The sequence below is a fragment of the Mesorhizobium sp. CNPSo 4661 genome, from assembly GCF_057784215.1.
In genome coordinates this window covers 14,148-32,856 of sequence record NZ_JBWGIO010000025.1, presented here as the reverse complement: position 1 = coordinate 32,856, position 18,709 = coordinate 14,148, and the positions used below count along the sequence as shown (strand labels likewise).

Here is an 18,709-nt window from a genome sequence, read left to right as displayed (position 1 = left end):
GCCCTCGCGTAATCGACGGCGACTACACGCGGATTTCCCGCATGTCTACTCAGCCTATCACGGTGGAACGGTCGAACCGTATCCATACCGTGCGCGGCATCACCTCCTTGCCTGCTGGCAAGATGGTTCCTATTGCTGCGGTCCCCCTGCTCCGCGAAGATGCGGTGCGCTCGGGCCGCATGCGCTTTTCCTTCGAAATGATGGAAACGGCGGAAATTCTCATGAACGCCGTCTACGTCTCGGTTAAGGCCTATCTTGTGCCTTGGTCGGCCTTCGATCGCTTCGACAGCATCGACGCCGTTAACCGCGCTTATGAGGGCGTCGAACAGTACAGCGGCGGTCCGGTCCAGTCGTTCGTTCAGCGTGAGACGTTCAACTCCGCGACTGCGGATGACATCAAGGTCTATCTCGGCCTTCACGCGAAGACCGGCGACAAGGTGACCTTGGCCTATCATGAGGCCTATAACCAAATCTGGAACTTCCGGGCAAAGAACCGGTCCCCGGATTTGGCGCTCCGCGCCCTCACCGCGAAGAACCTCGCGCCGGCCTTCTGGCGGCATGAACAGTTCCGCCACATCGTGCCGAACTTCGATCAGGCCCTTGTGGACGGCAACGTCGCGCTGAACGTCGTGAACACGCAGTTGCCCGTTAAGGGTATCGGCGTGATCCAGCCGGGCGGCACTGGCGCCGGCGCGAAAACCGTCCGTGAAAACGGTACGGCGGGCACCCCGACCTATCCGACGACGGAACTTGCTGGCGCTGGCTTCGCCATCAAGATGTCCGCCGCGCCGAACGCGGGCGGCATCCCGCAAATCTTCGCCGAAATGGCGGCGAACGGTATTACCGTGTCGCTGTCCAACATCGAACTGGCGAAGAAAACCGCTGCCTTTGCGCAGCTGCGGACCCAGTACAATGAGCTCGATGACGACTATCTCATCAACATGCTCATGGATGGCTTGACCATCCCCGAACAGGCGATGCGCCAGCCTATCCTGCTCGGTGAAGAAACGACGATCTTTGGCATGTCCAAGCGCTATGCGTCGGACGCTGCCAACCTGACCGAAAGCGTGGTCAACGGTGCGACGCAGATTGAAATGTCTGTCGCAACCCCGCGTATCCCGGTCGGCGGCATCATCATGGTTGTTGCGGAAATCACCCCGGAACAGTTGTTTGAGCGGCAGGCTGACCCGCTCTACCACTATCCGGTGGTGCCGGGCACTTATCCGGATACGGGTGCGAACTTCCCGCACTATCTCCGCGACACTCTTGACCCTGAAAAGGTCGAGGCGGTTCCGAACCGCTACATGGACGTCCAGCACGCCACTCCGACGGGCGTGTTCGGCTACGCTCCGCTCAACTATCGCTGGAACGTCAACACCCCTCGCATCGGCGGCAAGTTCTACCGTCCCGGCGCGACCGATCCGTTTGACGAGGATCGTCAGCGCCTTTGGGCGGTCGAAACGGTCAATCCGACCCTCGGGACGGATTTCTACCTGTGCACGAACATGAACACTTCGGTGTTCGTCGTGACCAATCAGGATCCGTTCGAATGCGTGACGCAGGGTGACCTGCTCATTGAGGGCAATACGGTCTTCGGCCCGCGCCTCAAGGAAAGCGTGGACGATTACGCAAAGGTGCTCACCCACGCACCGCAACCCCGGATCGACAAGGCGGCTGTCGTCGCTGACGACATCCCGGCGAACGGCTCGGCGGGCGACTAAATCGGAGGGCTGCGGCCCTCCCCTTCCCTCTTTTCAGAAAAGGAAATTCCAATGGAAATTCAGAAGCTTGGTGATCTCGCTCGTTGGCGTGTCCACGACGAAAAGGCAATCGCCTTTGGTCATCACAAGGTCCGCACAATCCGCCTGGACGTTCGCGCCTCGGCTCCGGTGCACGTTTATCTGCACACAAACGAGGATGGCGAACTTGTGGACGAGTTCATGACCGTTCTTCCGGTCGGCCTCTCGGCGGTCGAGTTCCTCTCGGGCGGCTGCTCTCTCGTGCTGTCCAGCACGGGGCCGCTCTCCTACTTCACCCCGGAAATCGAGGCTGTGGCCTTCGAAAACGTCGAGGAAGAAACCTTCACGACCATTGCGCAGCGTCGGGAGCGCAACCCCGAAGTTGAGTGGATGGAATTCATGATGAACCAGAACATCAACAGCCGCATGGCGGCCATGGAAGCGGAGTTCGAACGCCGCTCGCTGGCTTGGGAAGAAAGGAACCGCAATGCCAATACCGTCGAAAACCCCGGTGGATCAGGCGAAGGAGTTCATCAGCGAACGGCTCCGAAACGTCCGAAACAGCCTGACGCACAAGCCGGCGCAACTGAGCCGGCCACGGATGGCGAGGGGCGGGAGCCCGGGGCACGACGGGCAGTATCTAACGCCGCCGACGCAGGATCGGGCGCGGTTCCAGTCGCCAAAGGTGAAAAGCCTTGATGGGTGATGCTGTCTTTGACGACGGCAAAGGCTCGGGCGCTCGCGCCCGGGCCGCTAAATCTGCCGTGGAAATGTATGTCCAGCGTGGCAGGCAACCGCCTGCCGATCTGCTGGCCCTCGCCTTCCCGGAAGAATTGCCTATCCCGGAAACTGCCATCGTTTCCGGGGGTTATCGGGAAGCGCTCAACTCGATCAGGGATCGCGCCTATCTCATGGGCGAACGCTACGCCGCGCAGCAAATGCGGGCGGATCGCGAAGGCGTTAACATGCATCTGCTTGGCTTCTACGATGCGTTCCAGCGCCAGCTACGGGCGCTTGGCGTCCCTATGTTCGCCGCTGAATTCGTGCGCTCTCCTGAGCGCCAGGACGAACTGCGGGCCGCTGGTATGTCTAAGGCTTTGCGGGGCCAGTCCCCGCACGGCTACGGGCTCGCCTTCGATCTCGTCCACTCCAAGCTTGGGTGGGACCTGACGCGCCAGCAATGGACCCTGTTGGGCCATATTGGAAAAAGCGTCGCCGCCCGTGGTCGGATGAAAATCGACTGGGGCGGCGATTGGGAGTTCTACGACCCGGCGCACTGGCAAGTGCGCGGGTGGCGTCTCTTAGCGCCGAACGCCGTGTAAGCGTCCTGTGCGTTCGCTCTTGGCGGGCCCGGCCTGTAGGTCCGGGTCCCGCTCGAGGGCCGTGATTAATTCATTCAAACCGGCCATCTGGTGGCGGTACACGTAACCGAACACGTGGACCTTGTTCGCCTCTGCTTGCCTTGCTCTGAACCGGCGCTGACGCTCCCGGTTGGAGGCGGCTCTTGCCGTCCGATAGCAGGGCTCGCATTTGATGCTCCGCCACCCTCTCGGCTTTGGCTTAACCTGCTGACATTGCTTGCAAAACAGCGTGTCGGTGTTGCTCGCTGTCTGTGGTGTAAGTCCCATGGTAAACCCCTCATTAACCCCAGCATTGGTAGTAACGCTTCCCGTACCTTGCCCGTTACATGTAACGCGGTCAAGGGGACGGTCACCGCTCTTATTAAATTGGGCTGTAGGTGACCGTCCCCTCTTGGTGGGGGTTGACGGCGCGCGCGAATATCCTTATTCGCGCGCGCCCCTGCATGCACCCTTGTCGTCTAATGCAGTTACTCAACACCCTATGCCGGGTGGTCGGTAATGTGCGGGGCTCCGATCCGCTTAGACGACGGCTCCGAAATAGGGTGTCGTAAATGTTGGCAATGCCTGAAACAGAAGTCGCAAGACTGGGTGGGTCGCTGCATTGCCGAAAGTCGAACTGCCTCTGCAAGCCGCTTCGTGACCCTCACCTATGGCGGCGGTGACCACCCTGCAGCGCAGTTCCTGACTTATGAACATGTCCAGCGCTGGTTGGTAGAGGTCCGCCGTAAGGCAAAAGTCCGCTACCTCGCCGTGGGCGAATACGGCTCCGAAAAGGGCCGTGCGCATTGGCATGTTCTCCTGTTTTATGAGAGCGGCAAGGTTCCAGAAGTGGAACTAAACAAGCGGATCAATCATAAAATGTGGCCACATGGCTTTAGCCAGTGGGAAGAAATATCCACACAAGCTATCCGCTACTGCGTCAAGTATGTGCAGAAGGATAAAGGCGCGCTAGAAAAGCAGGCCAAATTTGCACTGTCAAAGCGCCCTGCCCTCGGCGCAAAGTACTTTGAATTGCTGGCTGCGAAATATGTTGAGGCGGGTCTTTCTCCGAAAGAGCTAGAATATAGCTTCCCCGATGTTCTCAACAAAAAGACTAAGCTGCCCGAAACCTTCCGACTGCCGAAACAGTCGTTCAGTGCTGCGCACTTCGTGGAAAGGTTCGTCCGTCTTTGGCAAGAAAAACACGGCAACAACCGTTGGCCGTCATCTGAACTGGTCGATTACTTCTTAGACCGTGAAGCAGCCAAAACGCCGCTTGATCTTGGGAAAGAGCGGTTTGCCGGTCGTGTGCCTAAACCTGAAAGACCTCCTCCCTACGGCTCGGACCCTGTTTACAGTCCGACCGTTAACGCGTACTTCTCAGACACGCCGATTGCTCGGCTGTGGTTCTATCGCAACAATACAGGGGATTTGGTATGGCACGAAAAGCTAGGCAAAGCCGGGAGCGCCGTTCGGAACAATCGTATCGTTCTGAAAGGGTTTCATCCCGACGGATCAACGGGCGTCCCGTTGTCGAACGGTCGTCGCGTCAAATAGGTCACTCTGCCCGCGCCTCGGCGTCGGCAAGTCTGCGCGGTCGCATGGCCCAGCTTCCTGCCCTTCCAGAGCAGAAGCGGATACGGGCCGAACAAGCGATCCGTCGCCAAATAGAGCGCGGCGAGAGCCGCCGCCGTGCGCTTGTCCAGGCGCACGACAGCCGCCGCGCGGCTGGGCTCTCAGCGCCAAACGAAAGTGGCAAGCGCAACCTGTCCCGGCTCAAAATCTCCGAGGCCAATCCCAAGCCGCTACAAAAGGCCGCAACGTCTCAAGCTAAGCTTTCACCCTCGGTGCGTGACGACAAACGGCCTCACTGCAAGGCGCGGCCTCGGAATAATCGCCCCATGGGCGGAAACGGGTCCGGGAAAAGATTTGTCCCGTGGTGCGGCTGATTGCGGTCGAATTTTAATCCCGTCTGGCCTATTCACACGATTGTGAGTGGACCAGTTGACGGAAGTCCGCAAATCAGATCAACCAAGCAACGGGGAGTAGAAAATTAGTCCTCTCCCCGTTCGCAAAAGTTTCGCAGCGAAGTAGCATACTATATCTTATGCGACTTTCTCACGTCCACGCATGGTGCTCGACCAGCATGCGGAATTGCTGCAACGCCGATGCTGTTCCCGACCCCGAAATGGACTGGAATGCGACGGTGCGAGACAGCTCCAGCGTATCGACCGGACGTAGCGTCAGACCGCCCACGATTGCCGAGCGCTCAGGCAACATGCAGACACCTGCGCCCTCTGCCACAGCCTGTTGGATCAAATCCTCCCGTTCGGATCGGAGCCGCGGGATCATGACGATCGCGCGCTTATGCAGGTGGTTTTGCACGCGCGTGCGGAATTCGCATTGAAGCCGATCGAGGTACGGTTGCTCCGACAGGTCCGAAAGCGAAACCGAAGTCCGACTTGCCAGGCAGTACCCTTGTGCCATTGCCAGCAGCAGCCGCTCGCTGAACATTTCGACGGTGGCGATCTTTGTGTTTCCGAGGGTTGGGTCAGTGCAGAAGCAGCCATCGATCTGGCCGCTAAGAAGACGCTCCAGCCCCTCGTCGCGCGTGATCGGCTGGAGAATCAGTTCCAGCATTGGCATCTGTTGAAGCGCGTGCGAGACGAACCCGGTGATCAGCGCTGGCGCGATCGTGTTCACGATGCCCAGCGTCAAAGTCTCGCGGCGGCCGCGAACCCTGTTCAGCGATATCGCACGAATCCGCTGTTCGCTGTCCGCGATCGCAACGAATTCGGATCGGATGTCGCGGCCAAGCGTTGTCAGTCGACTGTCTTTCCCATCGCGATACACCAATGTTCCGCCCAGCTCTTGTTCGAGTCGCTGGATCGCGCGGGTGAGCGTGGGCTGGGAGACCCCGCTGCGCATGGCGGCTTCGGTGAAGTTGAGAGTGTCCGCCAGGTTCAGGAAATATCGAATCTGGTTGAGTTCCATTGTTCTGCCCTCGCCGCTCTCCCTGTGCCGCTTCCGAGCGAGCCAGCGCCATCGCGCGAAACAATTACCAACCGGCATGGAAACTATACATGCCGGCTATTGGCAATTTTTATCCGGTGCTGCGACAGTCGAAATCATCAATGAACGCAACCCGCATGCCATTCATACCGGCCAGCGGGCAGCATTTCCACCGAAGAGACAGACCAGAGAAAAGGCAATTCCGATGAAAGCAATCGTTGTCACGGAGCAGGCTTCGGGAACGGCCGGGATGAAACTGGTGGAGCGGCCCGAGCCGCAAGCCGCGATAAACGACGTCGTCGTTCAGGTTCATGCGGCGGGATTCGTCAACACCGAACTAGAGTGGCCTTCGACCTGGGCCGATCGGGCCTTCCGTGACCGGACGCCGTCGATCCTCGGCCACGAGCTGGCCGGTGTGATCACTGCCCTCGGCTATGGGACAACCGGGCTTTCGATCGGTCAGCGGGTATTCGGCCTGTCGGACTGGCATCGCGACGGCACACTCGCCGAGTATGTCGCCATGGAGGCACGCAACCTCGCGCCGCTGCCCGGCGATGTCGACTTCACGGTTGGCGCGAGCCTGCCGATCTCGGGCCTGACCGCGTGGCAGGGCCTGTTCCAGCATGGCCGTCTTCAGGCCGGGCAGAGCGTGCTTGCGCATGGCGCCGCCGGCGCCGTCGGTTCGGTCGTGACGCAACTTGCACGAGAGGCGGGAGCCTATGTCATCGGCACAGGCCGCGCCGCCGACCGCCAGAAGACCCTCGACTTCGGGGCAAATGAATTCGTCGACCTCGGGAACGACAGCCTGGAAGACGTCGGAGGCGTCGATCTGGTGTTCGACGTCATCGGCGGCGATGTCCAGAAGCGGTCGGCAGCGCTGATCCGCGCCGGAGGAATGCTTGTGACTGCCGTCGGACCGACGGATGTTCGACCTGCCGACGGCCTGACGATCGACTTCGTCGTCGAGGCTGATCGTGCCCAGCTTTCGGAGATAGTTCAGCGAGTCAGGGACGGAAGATTGCGGACCAACATCGGCAAGGTCCCTTCCCTGGAAGACGCGATCGCTACCTTCAATTCGACTGAGCGACGGGCCGGAAAGACGGTCATCCGCGTCCGCTCGTGAGGAGTCGGGAGGAACGATGGTATTCACAGTCCTCGCGTTAGTAATAGTCGAGAAGTCCGCTGAAGGCAGCTGCGACCGCGACGAGATGGGCAAGGCCAAGCGCCAGCCATCGGATGCTGCCGCCGGGGGCAACGAATGCGCCATAGGCAGGAAACTGTATCAGGGCCAGCCCCACGGAGAGGCCGGTAACGGTTTTGTCGGTCAAGAGTGTCACCAGCATGGGTACCGGATAGAGCGCGCGCGCCAACACCCAGTCGCCGTGCCCTGATCCGGCGGAGAAGAGCGCCAGCAGCAGGGCGACAGGCGTTGCGCACAGGCCGAAAATGAGCCCTGCCCGCCATGAGAATTTTGGCATCATACCTCCGGAAACGATAATAGCCTTCGACACCTCTCGCTCGGCCCGATTACTGCAGATCCGACAGCTCGTCATCGAGGATGAGCGCCTGCCGGGCCGTCGCGTCAAGCGCGCAGCTGACGATGATGTTGCCCTGACGATCGCTGTTGACGGTTTCGGCGGACCCTTCCGCCGCGCACCGCGCATCGCGGTAGGCGATCCAGGCGCGCTGCATCTTGCGATAGCCTTCACGCGCCTTGGGCGCGGCCTTGGCCATCAGCGCCGCATAGGTGGTGTTGAGACGATCCTCCCACACACTGACCTCGCGGTTGGCGCAATCGATCAGTCCCAGTTGCGACCGGCCGTCATCGCTCTCGAAGGAACACAGCTCTGTCACGTAGTTAATGCATGAGGCAGGCTCGTGCCCGGCGAGCTTGATCGCGTTGTCGATATGGATGGCCGGCGTCGGCGTATCGTTCACCCCAGGGACATCGCCGGGAAAATCGGCGACATATTTCAGGCATTCGGCAAGCGCCGCCTTGTCCGAAGCGCGCAGTTTCTCATCGGCCACCGCCGGCGATAGGGTGGCAAGAAGCAACCAGCACCCCGCAAGCATCAGAACACTCTTCATCGCCGCACCCCATCTTGTCGCCGAGATGAGAATTGTCGCAAAACTCCGGGCTAAAGCAACTACCCTGCCCGTCGCGCTGCGGCGCAACAACAAAGGCATCCAGAAAATGACCGCCTCGCCTTCCTTTCTCGATCTTCCGGATCAACTCAGTGACGGGCATTTGCCCAGGGCGGTGATCTTCGGGGCCAATCACTGCAGCGCTTATCCCGGCGAGCACAGTGGTGGCGATGTCTCGGCAGCCGACGCCATCCGCGGGGCGAGCCAGAAGGATGCCCCGCTGGTCGAGCATTGGGATTTCGATCTCGGCGGTCCGCTGTTCGCCGGCCGGCCGGTCTGCTGCGTCGATGTTGGCAACGTCGCGACCGCCATCAATGACAATGCCGGCAACAGGAGCCGGATCGAGGCAAAGACGCGGGAGGTGCTGTCCATGCCGGCCGTACCGATCCTGCTTGGCAGCGACTGTTCGGCCACCATCCCTTTCCTCGCCGGCTTTGCCGATCACAGGCCGGTCTGGGTCCTGCAGATCGACGCCCATATCGACTGGCGCGACGAGGTGCGTGGCGAACGCTACGGCTATTCGAGCCCGATGCGCCGGGCAAGTAAGATGCCGCATGTCGCCGGCATGGTGCAGGTCGGCCTGCGCAGCGTCGGCAGCGCGCGTCTCGCGGACATCGAAGCGGCGCGGCATTTCGGCAGCCGCTTCGTCACGGCCCGCGAGGTTCATGCCCACGGCGTCGAAGCCGCTTTGCGCCACATTCCGGAAGGCGCGCATGTCGTCGTCACCCTCGACTGCGACGGTCTCGATCCCTCGATCATGCCGGGCGTGGCCGCCCGCACGCCTGGCGGTCTCTCCTACACGCAGGCGATCGACCTGATCGCGGGCCTCGGCAAGCGAGCCAGGATCGCAGGGTTCGACCTCGTCGAACTCTATCCTCCCGCCGACATCGACAACCTGTCGGCGCTGACCGCGGCGCGGCTTCTCGTCAATGTGATAGGCGCAATCGCGCGGCAAATGTAGAAGCTCGGCTACTTCTTAATTTTTGCGCCGAGTCGAGACGCGTCCCACCTATTATATTAGTGAGTACTGTTGTACAAAGTGTTATGTGCATCGTGCGGATTTTATAGGCAGTGCGGCTAAATCGTCACACTTTATTTCGAATATTCGACTATGGTTACGTCACCGATGGGATTTGGGTGGATCGGAGGAATTCAGTGAAGAGACTTGTTGCACTTGCCGCGCTGGCCGGACTTAGCGCGACCGCCGCTTCGGCCGCGGATATGGCTGGCCCGGTTGCCGGATCGGCCTATGACTGGAGCGGCTTCTATGCCGGCGCGCATATCGGCGTCGCCAATGGCGACATAACAGCCACCGATGTCACGCAGCCGAGTGGCGGCTTCTTTACCGATTCGGTTCCCGCCGGGACCGAAGGCTTCCATTTCAGCAACGCCAATATCGCCGGCGGCGTGCATGTCGGCGCCCAGTATCAGTGGGACCAGTTCGTCGTGGGCGGTGAAGCCTCATGGACCGCGACGGGGATCAGGAAGACGATCGTCAGCCCGTACTTCCCCGACAGCGATACCGAGACCGGGCGAATCCAGCACTACGCTACAGTGGTAGGCCGGATCGGCTATGCCTTCGACCGCGTCTTGATCTATGCCAAGGGCGGTTACGCCGGCGGTGAAGTCGGCTTCAAGGCGCGCGACAACGATGTCCTTGTCACTTACGAACAGAACGACTGGCACAACGGCTATGCGATCGGCGCGGGCATCGATTACGCTCTCACCGACAAGCTCAGCTTAGGTGTGGATTACACGCATATCGACCTCGGCTCCAAGACCAGCACTGGTCCCAATGTGTTTGACAACGGTTCGCTTGGAAGCAATCCGGAGACATACAAGGTCAAGGCCCGAGCCGACGTTGTCATGGCGCGGCTGAGCTACAAGTTCTCCAACTGAGCAATCGACGGGCACGATCTGGATTGGCCCGGCCTTGCGCCGGGCTTTCCTTTTGGCGGCAGACAGATGGCTAGAAGAAGCCTTCGAGAAACGCCGCCGTCGCGTCCGAGATGCCGACGATCTTGTTGGTCGCCTGGCGGTAGAATTTGAAGTTGAGTTCGGTCTCGGGCCGGCCGTCCTGCCAATCCTCGAAGCGCTTGAGCTCATCGCGGCCCAAACGCCTCGTCGCCAAGGCGGTGCTGCGGATGGCAACGCTGACGCGCGGCGTCTGCCGTTCGAGATCGGGACGTCTTGGAGTGGCCTCCGAGGAGGCAACCACGCCCCGCGCGACAAGCCCCTGCCCGCCTTCATTCTCGCTGGCGAACAGGTAGACGACGTCGGCTTCGGCGATGCGTTTGCCGCCATACATGGTCTTCTGGGCGGTGAAGACGAAGGTTTCCGCCTGTGGGTCCCTGATTTCGGCCTTGATGGCGTATGCCATGCCTCACGGCTCCCGGCGGAGACCGATCCGGTAGCTCAGCAGGCGCCGGGCGCCCGGCTCGATCCGCATGACACCCGGCTTGTCGGCGAACTCGCCGTCGAAGTCGACGGGACTGGCGATGCCGTGCCAGGGCTCGATGCACAGGAACGGCGCGCCGCCGGGCTTGGACCAGATACCCAGCTCGTTGAACCCCCGCCACGACATCTCGATCGCCGGCCCGCGCCCGGCAGTATAGCGCACGCTGGTGCTGGCCGGCCTGTCGAGGATGACTGCGTCGTCGTCGAACAGTTTTTCGGAGAGAGGGAGCGTCTTTCCCGCCACGGGTGTGGGTTGCGGGTCCGGCAGCAGCAGGCCGTCCTTCAGGCGGCGGACCGGCGCCGGCTCATCGTCGGCGAAGGTCAGCCAATAGGCCTCCTTGGGCAGTTCCGGCAGCAGTGGCCAGTTGAACGCCGGATGCGCGCCGATCGAGGCCGGCAGCGGCTCGTCGCCGGTGTTGGTTATCTCGAAGGTGACGCCAAGCTGCCGGGGTTTCAGCTCGTAGCCGATGGCCAGGCGAAAGGCGAAGGGGTAGTGCGTTCGCGTCTCGGTGTCATCCGTCAGCACCAATGTGCAGGAGGTCGTGCCCTGCTCCGTCCAGGCAAAGCGCCTGTCCCGGGCAAAGCCGTGCTGCGTCATCGGATAGGTCTGGCCGCGATGCCGCAGCTGATCGCCCTTCAACCGGCCGACGATCGGGAACAGGACCGGGGAATGACGGCGCCAGACAGGGCCTGCCTGCCACAGAAGCTCGGCGCCGTCGCCATCGCGCAGCGAGACCAGCTCGGCCCCCTGCCCGACGACGGTCGCCGAGATGCCGTCAGCGTGAAGCGTCAGCTGTTCCATTGCGTCCTCGCGGCTGGCCGGTTTGGACGACAGGCTAGCAAAAGGCCGCGTGAACTCAAGGGCGGCAAGCATACCGCGCGTCGCCTTGGCCGGTGGACGCTCTGATGCAGAGTCGAAAAACGGCCGGAGGTTTCCCTCCGGCCGAGCCGAGGTCAGCAGCGTTGCCTGCTACGGTCCGGCTTATTCGCGCTCGCCAGTGAAATTCAAAAGCAGCTGGAAGATGTTGATGAAGTTCAGATAGAGCGAGAAGGCACCGAAGACGGCGAGCTTCTGCTGCGATTCCGCGTCGAAGTTCTCGGCGTACTGCTCCTTGATCGTCTGCGTGTCCCAGGCGGTGAGGCCGATGAAGACGGCAATGCCGATCACCGAGATGGCGAACTGCAGCGCGGTCGAGCCGAGGAACAGGTTGACCAGGCTGGCGATGACCACGCCGATCAGGCCCATGATCAGGAAGGACGAGAACTGCGTCAGGTCGCGCCTGGTCGTATAGCCGTAGAGGCTGGTGGCGCCGAACATCGTGGCGGCGATGAAGAAGGTGCGCGCGATGCTGGTCGAGGTGAAGACCAGGAAGACGGAGGCAAGCGACAGGCCCATCACGGCGCAGAAAGCCCAGAACATTGCCTGCGCGCCCGAGGCCGACATGGTCTGCATCCTGAACGAGAAGAGCATGACGAAGGCGAGCGGCGCCAGCATCACCACCCACTTCAGCGGGCTGGAGAAGATCGGCACATAGAGCGCCGGCGTCGAAGCCACGAAGAAGGCGACGAGGCCGGTGACGACGAGACCGAGGCCCATATAGTTGTAGACGCGCAGCATATGCTTGCGCAGGCCCTCGTCATAGACGGCTCCGGCCTGGACGCCGGTGCCCATTCGGTATCCCAGATTGGGGCTGTTCATTTGGTTCTCCTTGGTTCTCGGTAGTGGGTCTGTTTTCAATAGAGAGTTCTGGCTAGCTTTTCGGCGGCACGGTCGAGAGTGCCGGCGTCGCTACGTCCGACCACCGCATACGCGACCTCGCCGATCTGGAAATACGCAGTTGAAATGTCATCGGAGGGCGCGACCGTCGGCTTCACGACGTCGAACGTGCCCGGCCTGATGGCGAACAGCGAGACAAGACCGAGGTCCTTGGTCTCGACCGCCACCTCGACGCTCGGCCCGAATTGCGAGGGGTAGACCTGGACGTCGCGGATCTTCCAGTCGCCGGGCAGCGACGGCATGACGATCGCCGTGGCGGCGCGGATCTCGTCGGCATCGTAGCCCGGCGCCTCCTGCTGCGACGGCATCGTCTCGCGCACCAAAGTCGTCCGGTGCGCCCTGACCGCATCCTCGACATAGGCCGGCGGCTGCGTCGAGGCGACCACCTTGGTGACAGTGATCGGCCCGAAAATGCCGTTGGCCAGCCAGCCCGCCGCGACCAGCACGGCCGCGGCCGCTGCCCGCTGCAGCACGGCGAGGATACGCCCCCTGGCAAGCGCCCTTTCCAGTCGCCGCGCCGCTTCGGTCGTGGCCGGACGCGCCCTGCCGACCGGTCCGGCAAGCGCGACGCGCAACTCGTCGCGCGTCCTCAGATCGGACATTACACGCGCGGCCACTTCCGGGCGCGCGGCGAGGTGCGCCTCGACCTCTATGCGGCGGGCGACATCCAGCTGATCGTCGACATAGGCGTCGAGGTCGGCATCGGTTACGGGGTCGACAATGGCGGTCATTGATCGTCTCCCACGATCCTGAGATGAGGCTTGGCTTTCGGCGCCGCGCCCTCTTCCATTTCACGCAGCGCGGCACGCCCGCGGCCGATGCGCGACATCAAGGTTCCGAGCGGCACGCCGATGGCTTCGGCGGCCTGCTGATAGGACAGCCCTTCGATCGCGACGAGGTGCAGGGCCGAGCGTTGTTCTTCGGGGAGCGAAAGAAACGCTTCCCGGACCTGCGACAGGCGCACCGAATGATCCTGCGAGGCCGGCACGCTCTGGTCGGCGACGTGGCCGGCCTGTTCGATGCGCGCCGCCTCGGAGCGGCGCGAGCGCATGCGGTCGATGAAGATGTTGTGCGTGATCGCCAGGAGCCAAGCGCGCAGATTGCCACCCGAGCGAAAGGTCGCGCGCCGCTCATAGGCGCGCACCAGCGCGTCATGGACGAGATCCTCGGCCTCGGTGCTGTCGCGCGTCAGCGAGCGCGCATAGCGCCGCAGCGACCCCAACTGCCCGACAATATCGAAGCGTGCCATCGACCGTTTCATGCCCTGTTTACGGAGCATGTAGGGAATTTAATCCCCTGCCCGGCATTCTTTTCGTGTCGCCGTCTCCGAGGAAACCGCTGGCGCGGCGGGATCGATTTGCGTATCACTCCGCCGCCATTGGAGTCCTTTTCGATGTTCGAGACCCTGCAGCCCGCGCCCGCCGACAAGATCCTCGCCCTGATCGGCCTCTACCGCAGCGATCCACGGCCGGGCAAAGTCGACCTAGGGGTCGGCGTCTACAAGGACATCAACGGCAGGACGCCGGTGATGCGCGCCGTGCGCGAGGCCGAGAAGCGGCTGCTGGCGAGCCAGGACACCAAGACCTATCTCGGCCTTGCCGGCGACACCGGCTTCAATGCGGCCATGATCAAGCTCGCCTTCGGCGAGAAGGCCGACCATTCGCGCATCCGGGCGGCGCAGGCACCGGGCGGATCCGGCGCGCTCAGGCTGGTTGCCGAGCTTCTGCAGCGCACGCGTCTCGGCACGACGGTGTGGCTGTCCGATCCGACCTGGCCGAACCATCTGCCGGTAATGCGCGCCGCAGGCCTCCAGGTTCGCGACTATCCCTATTTCGATGCCGCTTCGGGCACAGTCCGCTTCGACGAGATGCTGGCGACGCTCAGGAGCGCCAACAGCGGCGATGTCGTGTTGCTGCATGGCTGCTGCCACAACCCGACCGGCGCCAATCTCGATGCCGCGCAGTGGGCCAAGGTCGCGGACGTTCTCCTGGAGCGCGGCCTCATGCCTTTTGTCGACATCGCCTATCAGGGCTTTGGCGAGGGCCTCGACGCGGATGCCGCCGGTCTGCGGCTGCTGGCCGGCAAAGTTCCGGAAATGGTCGTCGCCTCGAGCTGCTCGAAGAATTTCGCTGTCTATCGCGACCGTGTGGGCGCCGCGATGATTATGGCCAAGGACGGCGCCCAGGCGGATGTGGCGATGAGCCAGATGCTGGCGGCGGCGCGCGCGCTCTATTCGATGCCGCCTGATCACGGCGCGGCGGCGGTGCGCATGGTGCTTGAAGATGCCGGCCTGAAGAAGGATTGGGAGACGGAGCTCGAGGAGATGCGATTGCGCATGCTCAGGCTGCGCGTCACTTTCGCCGAGGCTTTGCGCCGGCAGTCCAACTCCGATCGCTTCGACTTCGTCGCCAGCCATCGCGGCATGTTTTCAAGGCTTGGGCTGACCGAGGCGCAGGTCGAGCGCCTGCGCACCGAGCACGCCGTCTATATGGTCGGCGACAGCCGCATCAACGTGGCCGGTCTGCCGGAGGAAGGCATGGACGATCTCGCCAAGGCGATCGTCTCGGTGCTCGACTAGAGCCCGCGCGCAACTGTGGACAATAGGCTTTTGCCGGCCGGCGGGATTGGTAGCCCGCCGTGCTGCGCGCTAGGGTTCGCAAGATGAAACCCTCGAAAGACATTTCCCGGCTGATCGAGATCATGGCGGCGCTCAGGGCGCCGAAAACCGGCTGCCCCTGGGATATCGAGCAGAATTTCTCGACCATCGCGCCCTACACGATCGAGGAAGCCTATGAGGTGGCCGACGCGATCGCGCGCGGCGATTTCGACGATCTGCGCGAGGAGCTGGGCGATCTGCTGCTGCAGGTCGTCTACCATGCGCAGATGGCCGAGGAGATCGGCGAATTCGCTTTCGGCGATGTCGTCGAGGCCATCACCACCAAGATGATCCGACGCCATCCGCATGTCTTCGGGGACGAGAAGGCGCGCAGCGCCGGCATGGCCAAGGGCATGTGGGAGAAGATCAAGGCCGCCGAAAAAGCCGAGAAGCGCGCTGCCCGCATCGCGCGTGGGCTCGATCCGGAAGATCACGGCAAAGGTTTTCTCGACAGCGTGCCGGTGGCGCTCCCTGCCCTGACCCGCGCGCTCAAGCTGCAGGAGAAAGCCGCGCGCGTCGGCTTCGACTGGAGCGAGGCAGCCCCGATCCTCGACAAGATCGAGGAGGAGATCGGCGAATTGCGCGAGGCACTGGCCACCGGTGACGCGGCTCCGATCAAGGACGAGTTCGGCGACATGCTGTTTGCCGTGGTCAATCTGGGACGCCATCTCAAGCTGGATTCCGAAGCGGCGCTCAGCGGCACCAACGACAAATTCCGCTCGCGATTCCACTATGTCGAGCAGGCCCTGGAGGCTTCGGGCGGTTCGCTGGAAGAGGCGACGCTCGACGAGATGGAAGCGCTCTGGCAGCAGGCCAAAAGCGCCAAATAAACAGCCTCTTAGCCGCCGCTCTTGCGGTGCAGGCGGCTCTCGATCTCCTGCCTGGCGCTGTGTGTGGCGGTCAGCGAAAGGGTGACGCTGCCGTCCTCATTGTCGGTGCGCGAAACGACGTCGCCGTTGCGGTAGAGCCAGTCGACATTGCCGAGCTGAGCCGGGCTCAAGGTCACCGTCATCGTTTCCAGCTCGCCCGACACACGCGTCTCGATGAGCGCTTTCAGCGTGTCCAGTCCTTCGCCGGTCACCGCCGAAATGGCGATCGGTGGCGTCCTGCCGCTCGCCCCTTCGGCCAGCAGCCGTTCGCGGTTGCCCTCATCGAGCAGGTCGATCTTGTTCCAGACCTCGATCACGCGGTTCGCGTCGGCGGCGTCGACGCCGAGATCGGCAAGGATGCGTTCGACATCCTCGGCCTGGGCGGCCGTGTCCGGATCGGAGATGTCGCGCAGATGCAGCACCAGATCGGCTTCGACGACTTCTTCCAGCGTTGCCCGGAAGGCCGCCACCAGATGCGTCGGCAGGTCGGAGATGAAACCGACCGTGTCGGACAGGATGACCGGCGTGCCGTGCGGCAGCCGAACGCGCCGCAACGTGGGGTCGAGGGTGGCAAACAGCATGTCCTCGGCCAGCACCCCTGCCCCGGTCAGCCGGTTGAACAGCGTCGACTTGCCGGCATTGGTGTAGCCGACGATCGCCACCACCGGGAATGGCACCTTCTTGCGCTTTGCGCGATGCAGGTCGCGCGTGCGCCGCACGGTTTCCAGCTCGTGCTTCAGCTTGGTGATCTTGTCCTGCAGGATGCGACGGTCGGATTCGATCTGGGTTTCGCCCGGACCGCCGAGGAAGCCGGCGCCGCCGCGCTGCCGCTCAAGGTGGGTCCAGCTCCGCACCAGGCGGCCCTTCTGGTAGTTGAGATGGGCGAGCTCGACCTGCAGCGTGCCTTCCTTGGTGCGGGCCCGCTCGCCGAATATCTCGAGAATGAGCCCGGTGCGGTCGAGCACCTTGGCGTTCAGTTCCTTTTCGAGATTGCGCTGTTGCACCGGCGTCAGCGGATGGTCGACGATGACCAGCTCCGCCTTGCGTTCCTTCACGATATCCGCGAACTCGGCCACCTTGCCGCTGCCGAGCAGCGTCGCCGGGCGCGGGTCGGCGACCGTCACCACCGCCGTGTGAACCGGATTGAGATCGATGGCGCTGGCAAGCCCGACCGCTTCGTCGTGGCGGGCATCCGCCGAACGGCTCAGCCGCGGACGGCTCGACTCGTCGTCGCCGCGCGGTTGGCGGGTGAGCACCGGCACAATAACGACAGCCCGGGTCGGATCCTTGGATTCCGGCCCGAGTTGATGTCCTTGTTTTCCGCGAACGCTGCGGTCCGCGTCCTTATCGCGTGCCAATCAGGCGCCCTGGCTTTCCTCGCCATCGAACATCTGAACCGGCTGGCTCGGCATGATCGTGGAAATGGCGTGCTTGTAGACGAGCTGGGAGTGCCCGTCACGCCGCAACAACACACAAAAATTATCGAACGAAGTGACGACGCCGGTCAGCTTCACGCCGTTGATGAGGAAGATGGTAAGTGGATTTTTGCTCTTGCGAACTGAATTCAGGAACAGGTCCTGAAGGTTTTGCGATCGTTCCGCCATTTTTCTTGTCTTTCGCCGATCCCCTTGGTTTGCGTGCCAATGCGCCAAATTACGCAGCACCTGTCAAGCGCGCAAACCCCCTCTTGCCGACACAATGGCAAGCAGAATGAGATAGTTGAGGTTAATTCCAGTTGTGCGGTTATCAGGCTGGACTTTTTTCCGCAACGTCAAAAAATGCCTGCCGCAACGAAAGTGTCATGGAACCGGGATGGCCATTTGCGATCGGCGCGCCGTCAATTTCGACCACCGGCATGGCGATTGTCGTCGCCGAGCTGATGAACGCTTCCCTGGCGGCCTTGGCTTCGGCGACCGAGAAACCGCGCTCCTCGATCTTGAGGCCAAGCTTTGCGGCGACATCGAACAGCGTCGTGCGGGTGATGCCGCGCAGGATGCCGTGCTCGGCGGGTCGGGTCACAAGGACGCCGTCCCGGGTGACGATCCATGCGTTGGACGAGCCACCTTCCTTGACGTTGCCGTCGGTGTCGACGAACCAGGCTTCCTGGGCGCCGGCCTCCTTGGCCTTCTGCTTGGCGAGCACATTGGGCAACAGGCCCGTGCTCTTGATATCGACGCGGTCCCAGCGATTCTCGGGGACGGTGACGACCTTGATGCCGGTCTCCACCCGCTTCGCCCCCGCGGTCGGATCGGCCTTTCTGGCGGTTATGACCAGGGCAGGTCTCGTGCCCGCGGGCGGAAACACGAACTCGCGGCTGGCAACGCCGCGCGTCACCTGCACATAGACAAGGCCGTTGACCACGCCATTGCGGTTGACCACCTCGCGCAAAAGCATCGGCAGGACACCCTCGGAGACCGGCCAGGCGATCGACAGTTCCTTCAGCGAGCGCTTGAGCCGGGCAAGATGGCGCGGCATGTCGACGATATGGCCGCGCGCCACCTCGCAGACCTCGTAGACGCCGTCGGCGAACTGGTAGCCGCGGTCCTCGATATGGACGCTGGCTTGGGCATGAACGACATAGCGCCCGTTGACATAGGCAATGCGCGGCATGGGCATCCTCAGGGAAATGTCCGGCTTTCTTAGGCGATTCCGCCCCTGCCGTAATGAACAATCGCGTGGGCCAAGTCGGTCTAGAGAGTTTACGCAATTCCGGA

Annotated in this window: 20 protein-coding genes; 9 read left to right on the top strand and 11 right to left on the bottom strand. The window is 62.4% G+C overall.

Annotation, left to right across the window (positions count from 1 at the left end):
- Positions 1–41 precede the first annotated feature (41 nt).
- The 4 genes from AC0YKC_RS29295 (at position 42) to AC0YKC_RS29280 (ending at position 4,636) form a co-directional block, all read left to right on the top strand.
- Positions 42–1,721, top strand: coding sequence for a hypothetical protein (locus AC0YKC_RS29295; protein WP_488513592.1), 1,680 nt, complete (start codon positions 42–44; stop codon positions 1,719–1,721).
- Between the two features lie 51 nt (positions 1,722–1,772).
- Positions 1,773–2,438 carry a hypothetical protein gene (locus tag AC0YKC_RS29290; RefSeq protein ID WP_488513591.1) on the top strand — a complete coding sequence of 222 codons (666 nt, stop codon included), beginning with the start codon at positions 1,773–1,775 and terminating at the stop codon, positions 2,436–2,438.
- Positions 2,438–3,061 carry a M15 family metallopeptidase gene (locus tag AC0YKC_RS29285; RefSeq protein ID WP_488513590.1) on the top strand — a complete coding sequence of 208 codons (624 nt, stop codon included), beginning with the start codon at positions 2,438–2,440 and terminating at the stop codon, positions 3,059–3,061. The genes AC0YKC_RS29290 and AC0YKC_RS29285 overlap by 1 nt, the downstream gene beginning before the upstream one ends.
- Positions 3,062–3,736: 675 nt before the next feature.
- Positions 3,737–4,636 (top strand): rolling circle replication-associated protein, encoded by a 900-nt coding sequence (locus AC0YKC_RS29280; RefSeq protein ID WP_488513589.1) that lies wholly within the window; start codon positions 3,737–3,739, stop codon positions 4,634–4,636.
- A gap of 561 nt (positions 4,637–5,197) precedes the next feature.
- Here the strand turns inward: AC0YKC_RS29280 and AC0YKC_RS29275 are convergent.
- Positions 5,198–6,073: a LysR family transcriptional regulator gene (locus AC0YKC_RS29275; protein ID WP_488513588.1), complete on the bottom strand. Its 876-nt coding sequence runs from the start codon at positions 6,071–6,073 to the stop codon at positions 5,198–5,200.
- A 223-nt stretch (positions 6,074–6,296) separates the two neighbouring features.
- Between AC0YKC_RS29275 and AC0YKC_RS29270 the strand changes: the two genes are divergently transcribed.
- Positions 6,297–7,214: an NADP-dependent oxidoreductase gene (locus tag AC0YKC_RS29270; protein ID WP_488513608.1), complete on the top strand. Its 918-nt coding sequence runs from the start codon at positions 6,297–6,299 to the stop codon at positions 7,212–7,214.
- Positions 7,215–7,251: 37 nt separating this feature from the next.
- On the opposite strand, the gene AC0YKC_RS29265 is transcribed toward AC0YKC_RS29270, so the two are convergent.
- Both AC0YKC_RS29265 and AC0YKC_RS29260 read right to left on the bottom strand, forming a co-directional pair.
- Entirely contained in the window at positions 7,252–7,569 is a 318-nt protein-coding gene (locus AC0YKC_RS29265; protein ID WP_434722618.1) for a hypothetical protein, read from the bottom strand.
- A gap of 49 nt (positions 7,570–7,618) precedes the next feature.
- The gene (locus AC0YKC_RS29260) at positions 7,619–8,269 is read right to left on the bottom strand and encodes a lysozyme inhibitor LprI family protein (protein ID WP_488513587.1); all 651 of its coding nucleotides are present in this window, start codon (positions 8,267–8,269) and stop codon (positions 7,619–7,621) included.
- Between the two features lie 16 nt (positions 8,270–8,285).
- Between AC0YKC_RS29260 and AC0YKC_RS29255 the strand changes: the two genes are divergently transcribed.
- The gene (locus AC0YKC_RS29255) at positions 8,286–9,197 is read left to right on the top strand and encodes an agmatinase (protein ID WP_488513586.1); all 912 of its coding nucleotides are present in this window, start codon (positions 8,286–8,288) and stop codon (positions 9,195–9,197) included.
- Positions 9,198–9,391: 194 nt separating this feature from the next.
- A complete protein-coding gene (locus AC0YKC_RS29250; protein WP_488513585.1) occupies positions 9,392–10,135 on the top strand; it encodes an outer membrane protein in 744 nt (247 codons plus the stop codon).
- Between the two features lie 70 nt (positions 10,136–10,205).
- Here the strand turns inward: AC0YKC_RS29250 and AC0YKC_RS29245 are convergent, their stop codons facing one another.
- The 5 genes from AC0YKC_RS29245 to AC0YKC_RS29225 all read right to left on the bottom strand — a co-directional run bounded on the left by AC0YKC_RS29245 (position 10,206) and on the right by AC0YKC_RS29225 (position 13,731).
- A complete protein-coding gene (locus AC0YKC_RS29245) occupies positions 10,206–10,616 on the bottom strand; it encodes a hypothetical protein (protein ID WP_488513584.1) in 411 nt (136 codons plus the stop codon).
- A gap of 3 nt (positions 10,617–10,619) precedes the next feature.
- Positions 10,620–11,495 (bottom strand): aldose 1-epimerase family protein, encoded by an 876-nt coding sequence (locus tag AC0YKC_RS29240; RefSeq protein WP_488513583.1) that lies wholly within the window; start codon positions 11,493–11,495, stop codon positions 10,620–10,622.
- A 180-nt stretch (positions 11,496–11,675) separates the two neighbouring features.
- The gene (locus AC0YKC_RS29235; RefSeq protein WP_320295591.1) at positions 11,676–12,392 is read right to left on the bottom strand and encodes a Bax inhibitor-1/YccA family protein; all 717 of its coding nucleotides are present in this window, start codon (positions 12,390–12,392) and stop codon (positions 11,676–11,678) included.
- A 35-nt stretch (positions 12,393–12,427) separates the two neighbouring features.
- Positions 12,428–13,201, bottom strand: coding sequence for an anti-sigma factor family protein (locus AC0YKC_RS29230; protein ID WP_320295590.1), 774 nt, complete (start codon positions 13,199–13,201; stop codon positions 12,428–12,430).
- Positions 13,198–13,731, bottom strand: a complete 534-nt coding sequence (locus tag AC0YKC_RS29225; protein ID WP_488513607.1) for a sigma-70 family RNA polymerase sigma factor — start codon at positions 13,729–13,731, stop codon at positions 13,198–13,200. Before AC0YKC_RS29225 ends, AC0YKC_RS29230 begins: the two co-directional genes overlap by 4 nt.
- A 132-nt stretch (positions 13,732–13,863) precedes the next feature.
- Between AC0YKC_RS29225 and AC0YKC_RS29220 the strand changes: the two genes are divergently transcribed.
- Both AC0YKC_RS29220 and mazG read left to right on the top strand, forming a co-directional pair.
- The gene (locus AC0YKC_RS29220; protein ID WP_488513582.1) at positions 13,864–15,048 is read left to right on the top strand and encodes an amino acid aminotransferase; all 1,185 of its coding nucleotides are present in this window, start codon (positions 13,864–13,866) and stop codon (positions 15,046–15,048) included.
- A gap of 83 nt (positions 15,049–15,131) precedes the next feature.
- Complete coding sequence (mazG, locus tag AC0YKC_RS29215) at positions 15,132–15,956, top strand: nucleoside triphosphate pyrophosphohydrolase (RefSeq protein ID WP_320295587.1); 825 nt, start codon at positions 15,132–15,134, stop codon at positions 15,954–15,956.
- Positions 15,957–15,964: 8 nt separating this feature from the next.
- On the opposite strand, the gene hflX is transcribed toward mazG, so the two are convergent.
- The 3 genes from hflX to AC0YKC_RS29200 all read right to left on the bottom strand — a co-directional run bounded on the left by hflX (position 15,965) and on the right by AC0YKC_RS29200 (position 18,605).
- Positions 15,965–17,353, bottom strand: a complete 1,389-nt coding sequence (gene hflX, locus AC0YKC_RS29210) for a GTPase HflX (protein ID WP_488513581.1) — start codon at positions 17,351–17,353, stop codon at positions 15,965–15,967.
- Entirely contained in the window at positions 17,354–17,599 is a 246-nt protein-coding gene (gene hfq / locus AC0YKC_RS29205) for an RNA chaperone Hfq (RefSeq protein WP_006202172.1), read from the bottom strand.
- 142 nt (positions 17,600–17,741) lie between these two features.
- Positions 17,742–18,605: a D-amino-acid transaminase gene (locus tag AC0YKC_RS29200; RefSeq protein WP_320295585.1), complete on the bottom strand. Its 864-nt coding sequence runs from the start codon at positions 18,603–18,605 to the stop codon at positions 17,742–17,744.
- Between the last annotated feature and the right edge of the window lie 104 nt (positions 18,606–18,709).

Bases quoted from the DNA above. Each gene is read 5' to 3' on its own strand.
- AC0YKC_RS29295 (WP_488513592.1), top strand. From the start codon at position 42: ATGTCTACTCAGCCTATCACGGTGGAACGGTCGAACCGTATCCATACC.
- AC0YKC_RS29290 (WP_488513591.1), top strand. From the start codon at position 1,773: ATGGAAATTCAGAAGCTTGGTGATCTCGCTCGTTGGCGTGTCCACGAC.
- AC0YKC_RS29285 (WP_488513590.1), top strand. From the start codon at position 2,438: ATGGGTGATGCTGTCTTTGACGACGGCAAAGGCTCGGGCGCTCGCGCC.
- AC0YKC_RS29275 (WP_488513588.1), bottom strand. From the start codon at position 6,073: ATGGAACTCAACCAGATTCGATATTTCCTGAACCTGGCGGACACTCTC.
- AC0YKC_RS29270 (WP_488513608.1), top strand. From the start codon at position 6,297: ATGAAAGCAATCGTTGTCACGGAGCAGGCTTCGGGAACGGCCGGGATG.
- AC0YKC_RS29265 (WP_434722618.1), bottom strand. From the start codon at position 7,569: ATGCCAAAATTCTCATGGCGGGCAGGGCTCATTTTCGGCCTGTGCGCA.
- AC0YKC_RS29255 (WP_488513586.1), top strand. From the start codon at position 8,286: ATGACCGCCTCGCCTTCCTTTCTCGATCTTCCGGATCAACTCAGTGAC.
- AC0YKC_RS29245 (WP_488513584.1), bottom strand. From the start codon at position 10,616: ATGGCATACGCCATCAAGGCCGAAATCAGGGACCCACAGGCGGAAACC.
- AC0YKC_RS29240 (WP_488513583.1), bottom strand. From the start codon at position 11,495: ATGGAACAGCTGACGCTTCACGCTGACGGCATCTCGGCGACCGTCGTC.
- AC0YKC_RS29235 (WP_320295591.1), bottom strand. From the start codon at position 12,392: ATGAACAGCCCCAATCTGGGATACCGAATGGGCACCGGCGTCCAGGCC.
- AC0YKC_RS29230 (WP_320295590.1), bottom strand. From the start codon at position 13,201: ATGACCGCCATTGTCGACCCCGTAACCGATGCCGACCTCGACGCCTAT.
- AC0YKC_RS29225 (WP_488513607.1), bottom strand. From the start codon at position 13,731: ATGAAACGGTCGATGGCACGCTTCGATATTGTCGGGCAGTTGGGGTCG.
- AC0YKC_RS29220 (WP_488513582.1), top strand. From the start codon at position 13,864: ATGTTCGAGACCCTGCAGCCCGCGCCCGCCGACAAGATCCTCGCCCTG.
- mazG (WP_320295587.1), top strand. From the start codon at position 15,132: ATGAAACCCTCGAAAGACATTTCCCGGCTGATCGAGATCATGGCGGCG.
- hfq (WP_006202172.1), bottom strand. From the start codon at position 17,599: ATGGCGGAACGATCGCAAAACCTTCAGGACCTGTTCCTGAATTCAGTT.
- AC0YKC_RS29200 (WP_320295585.1), bottom strand. From the start codon at position 18,605: ATGCCGCGCATTGCCTATGTCAACGGGCGCTATGTCGTTCATGCCCAA.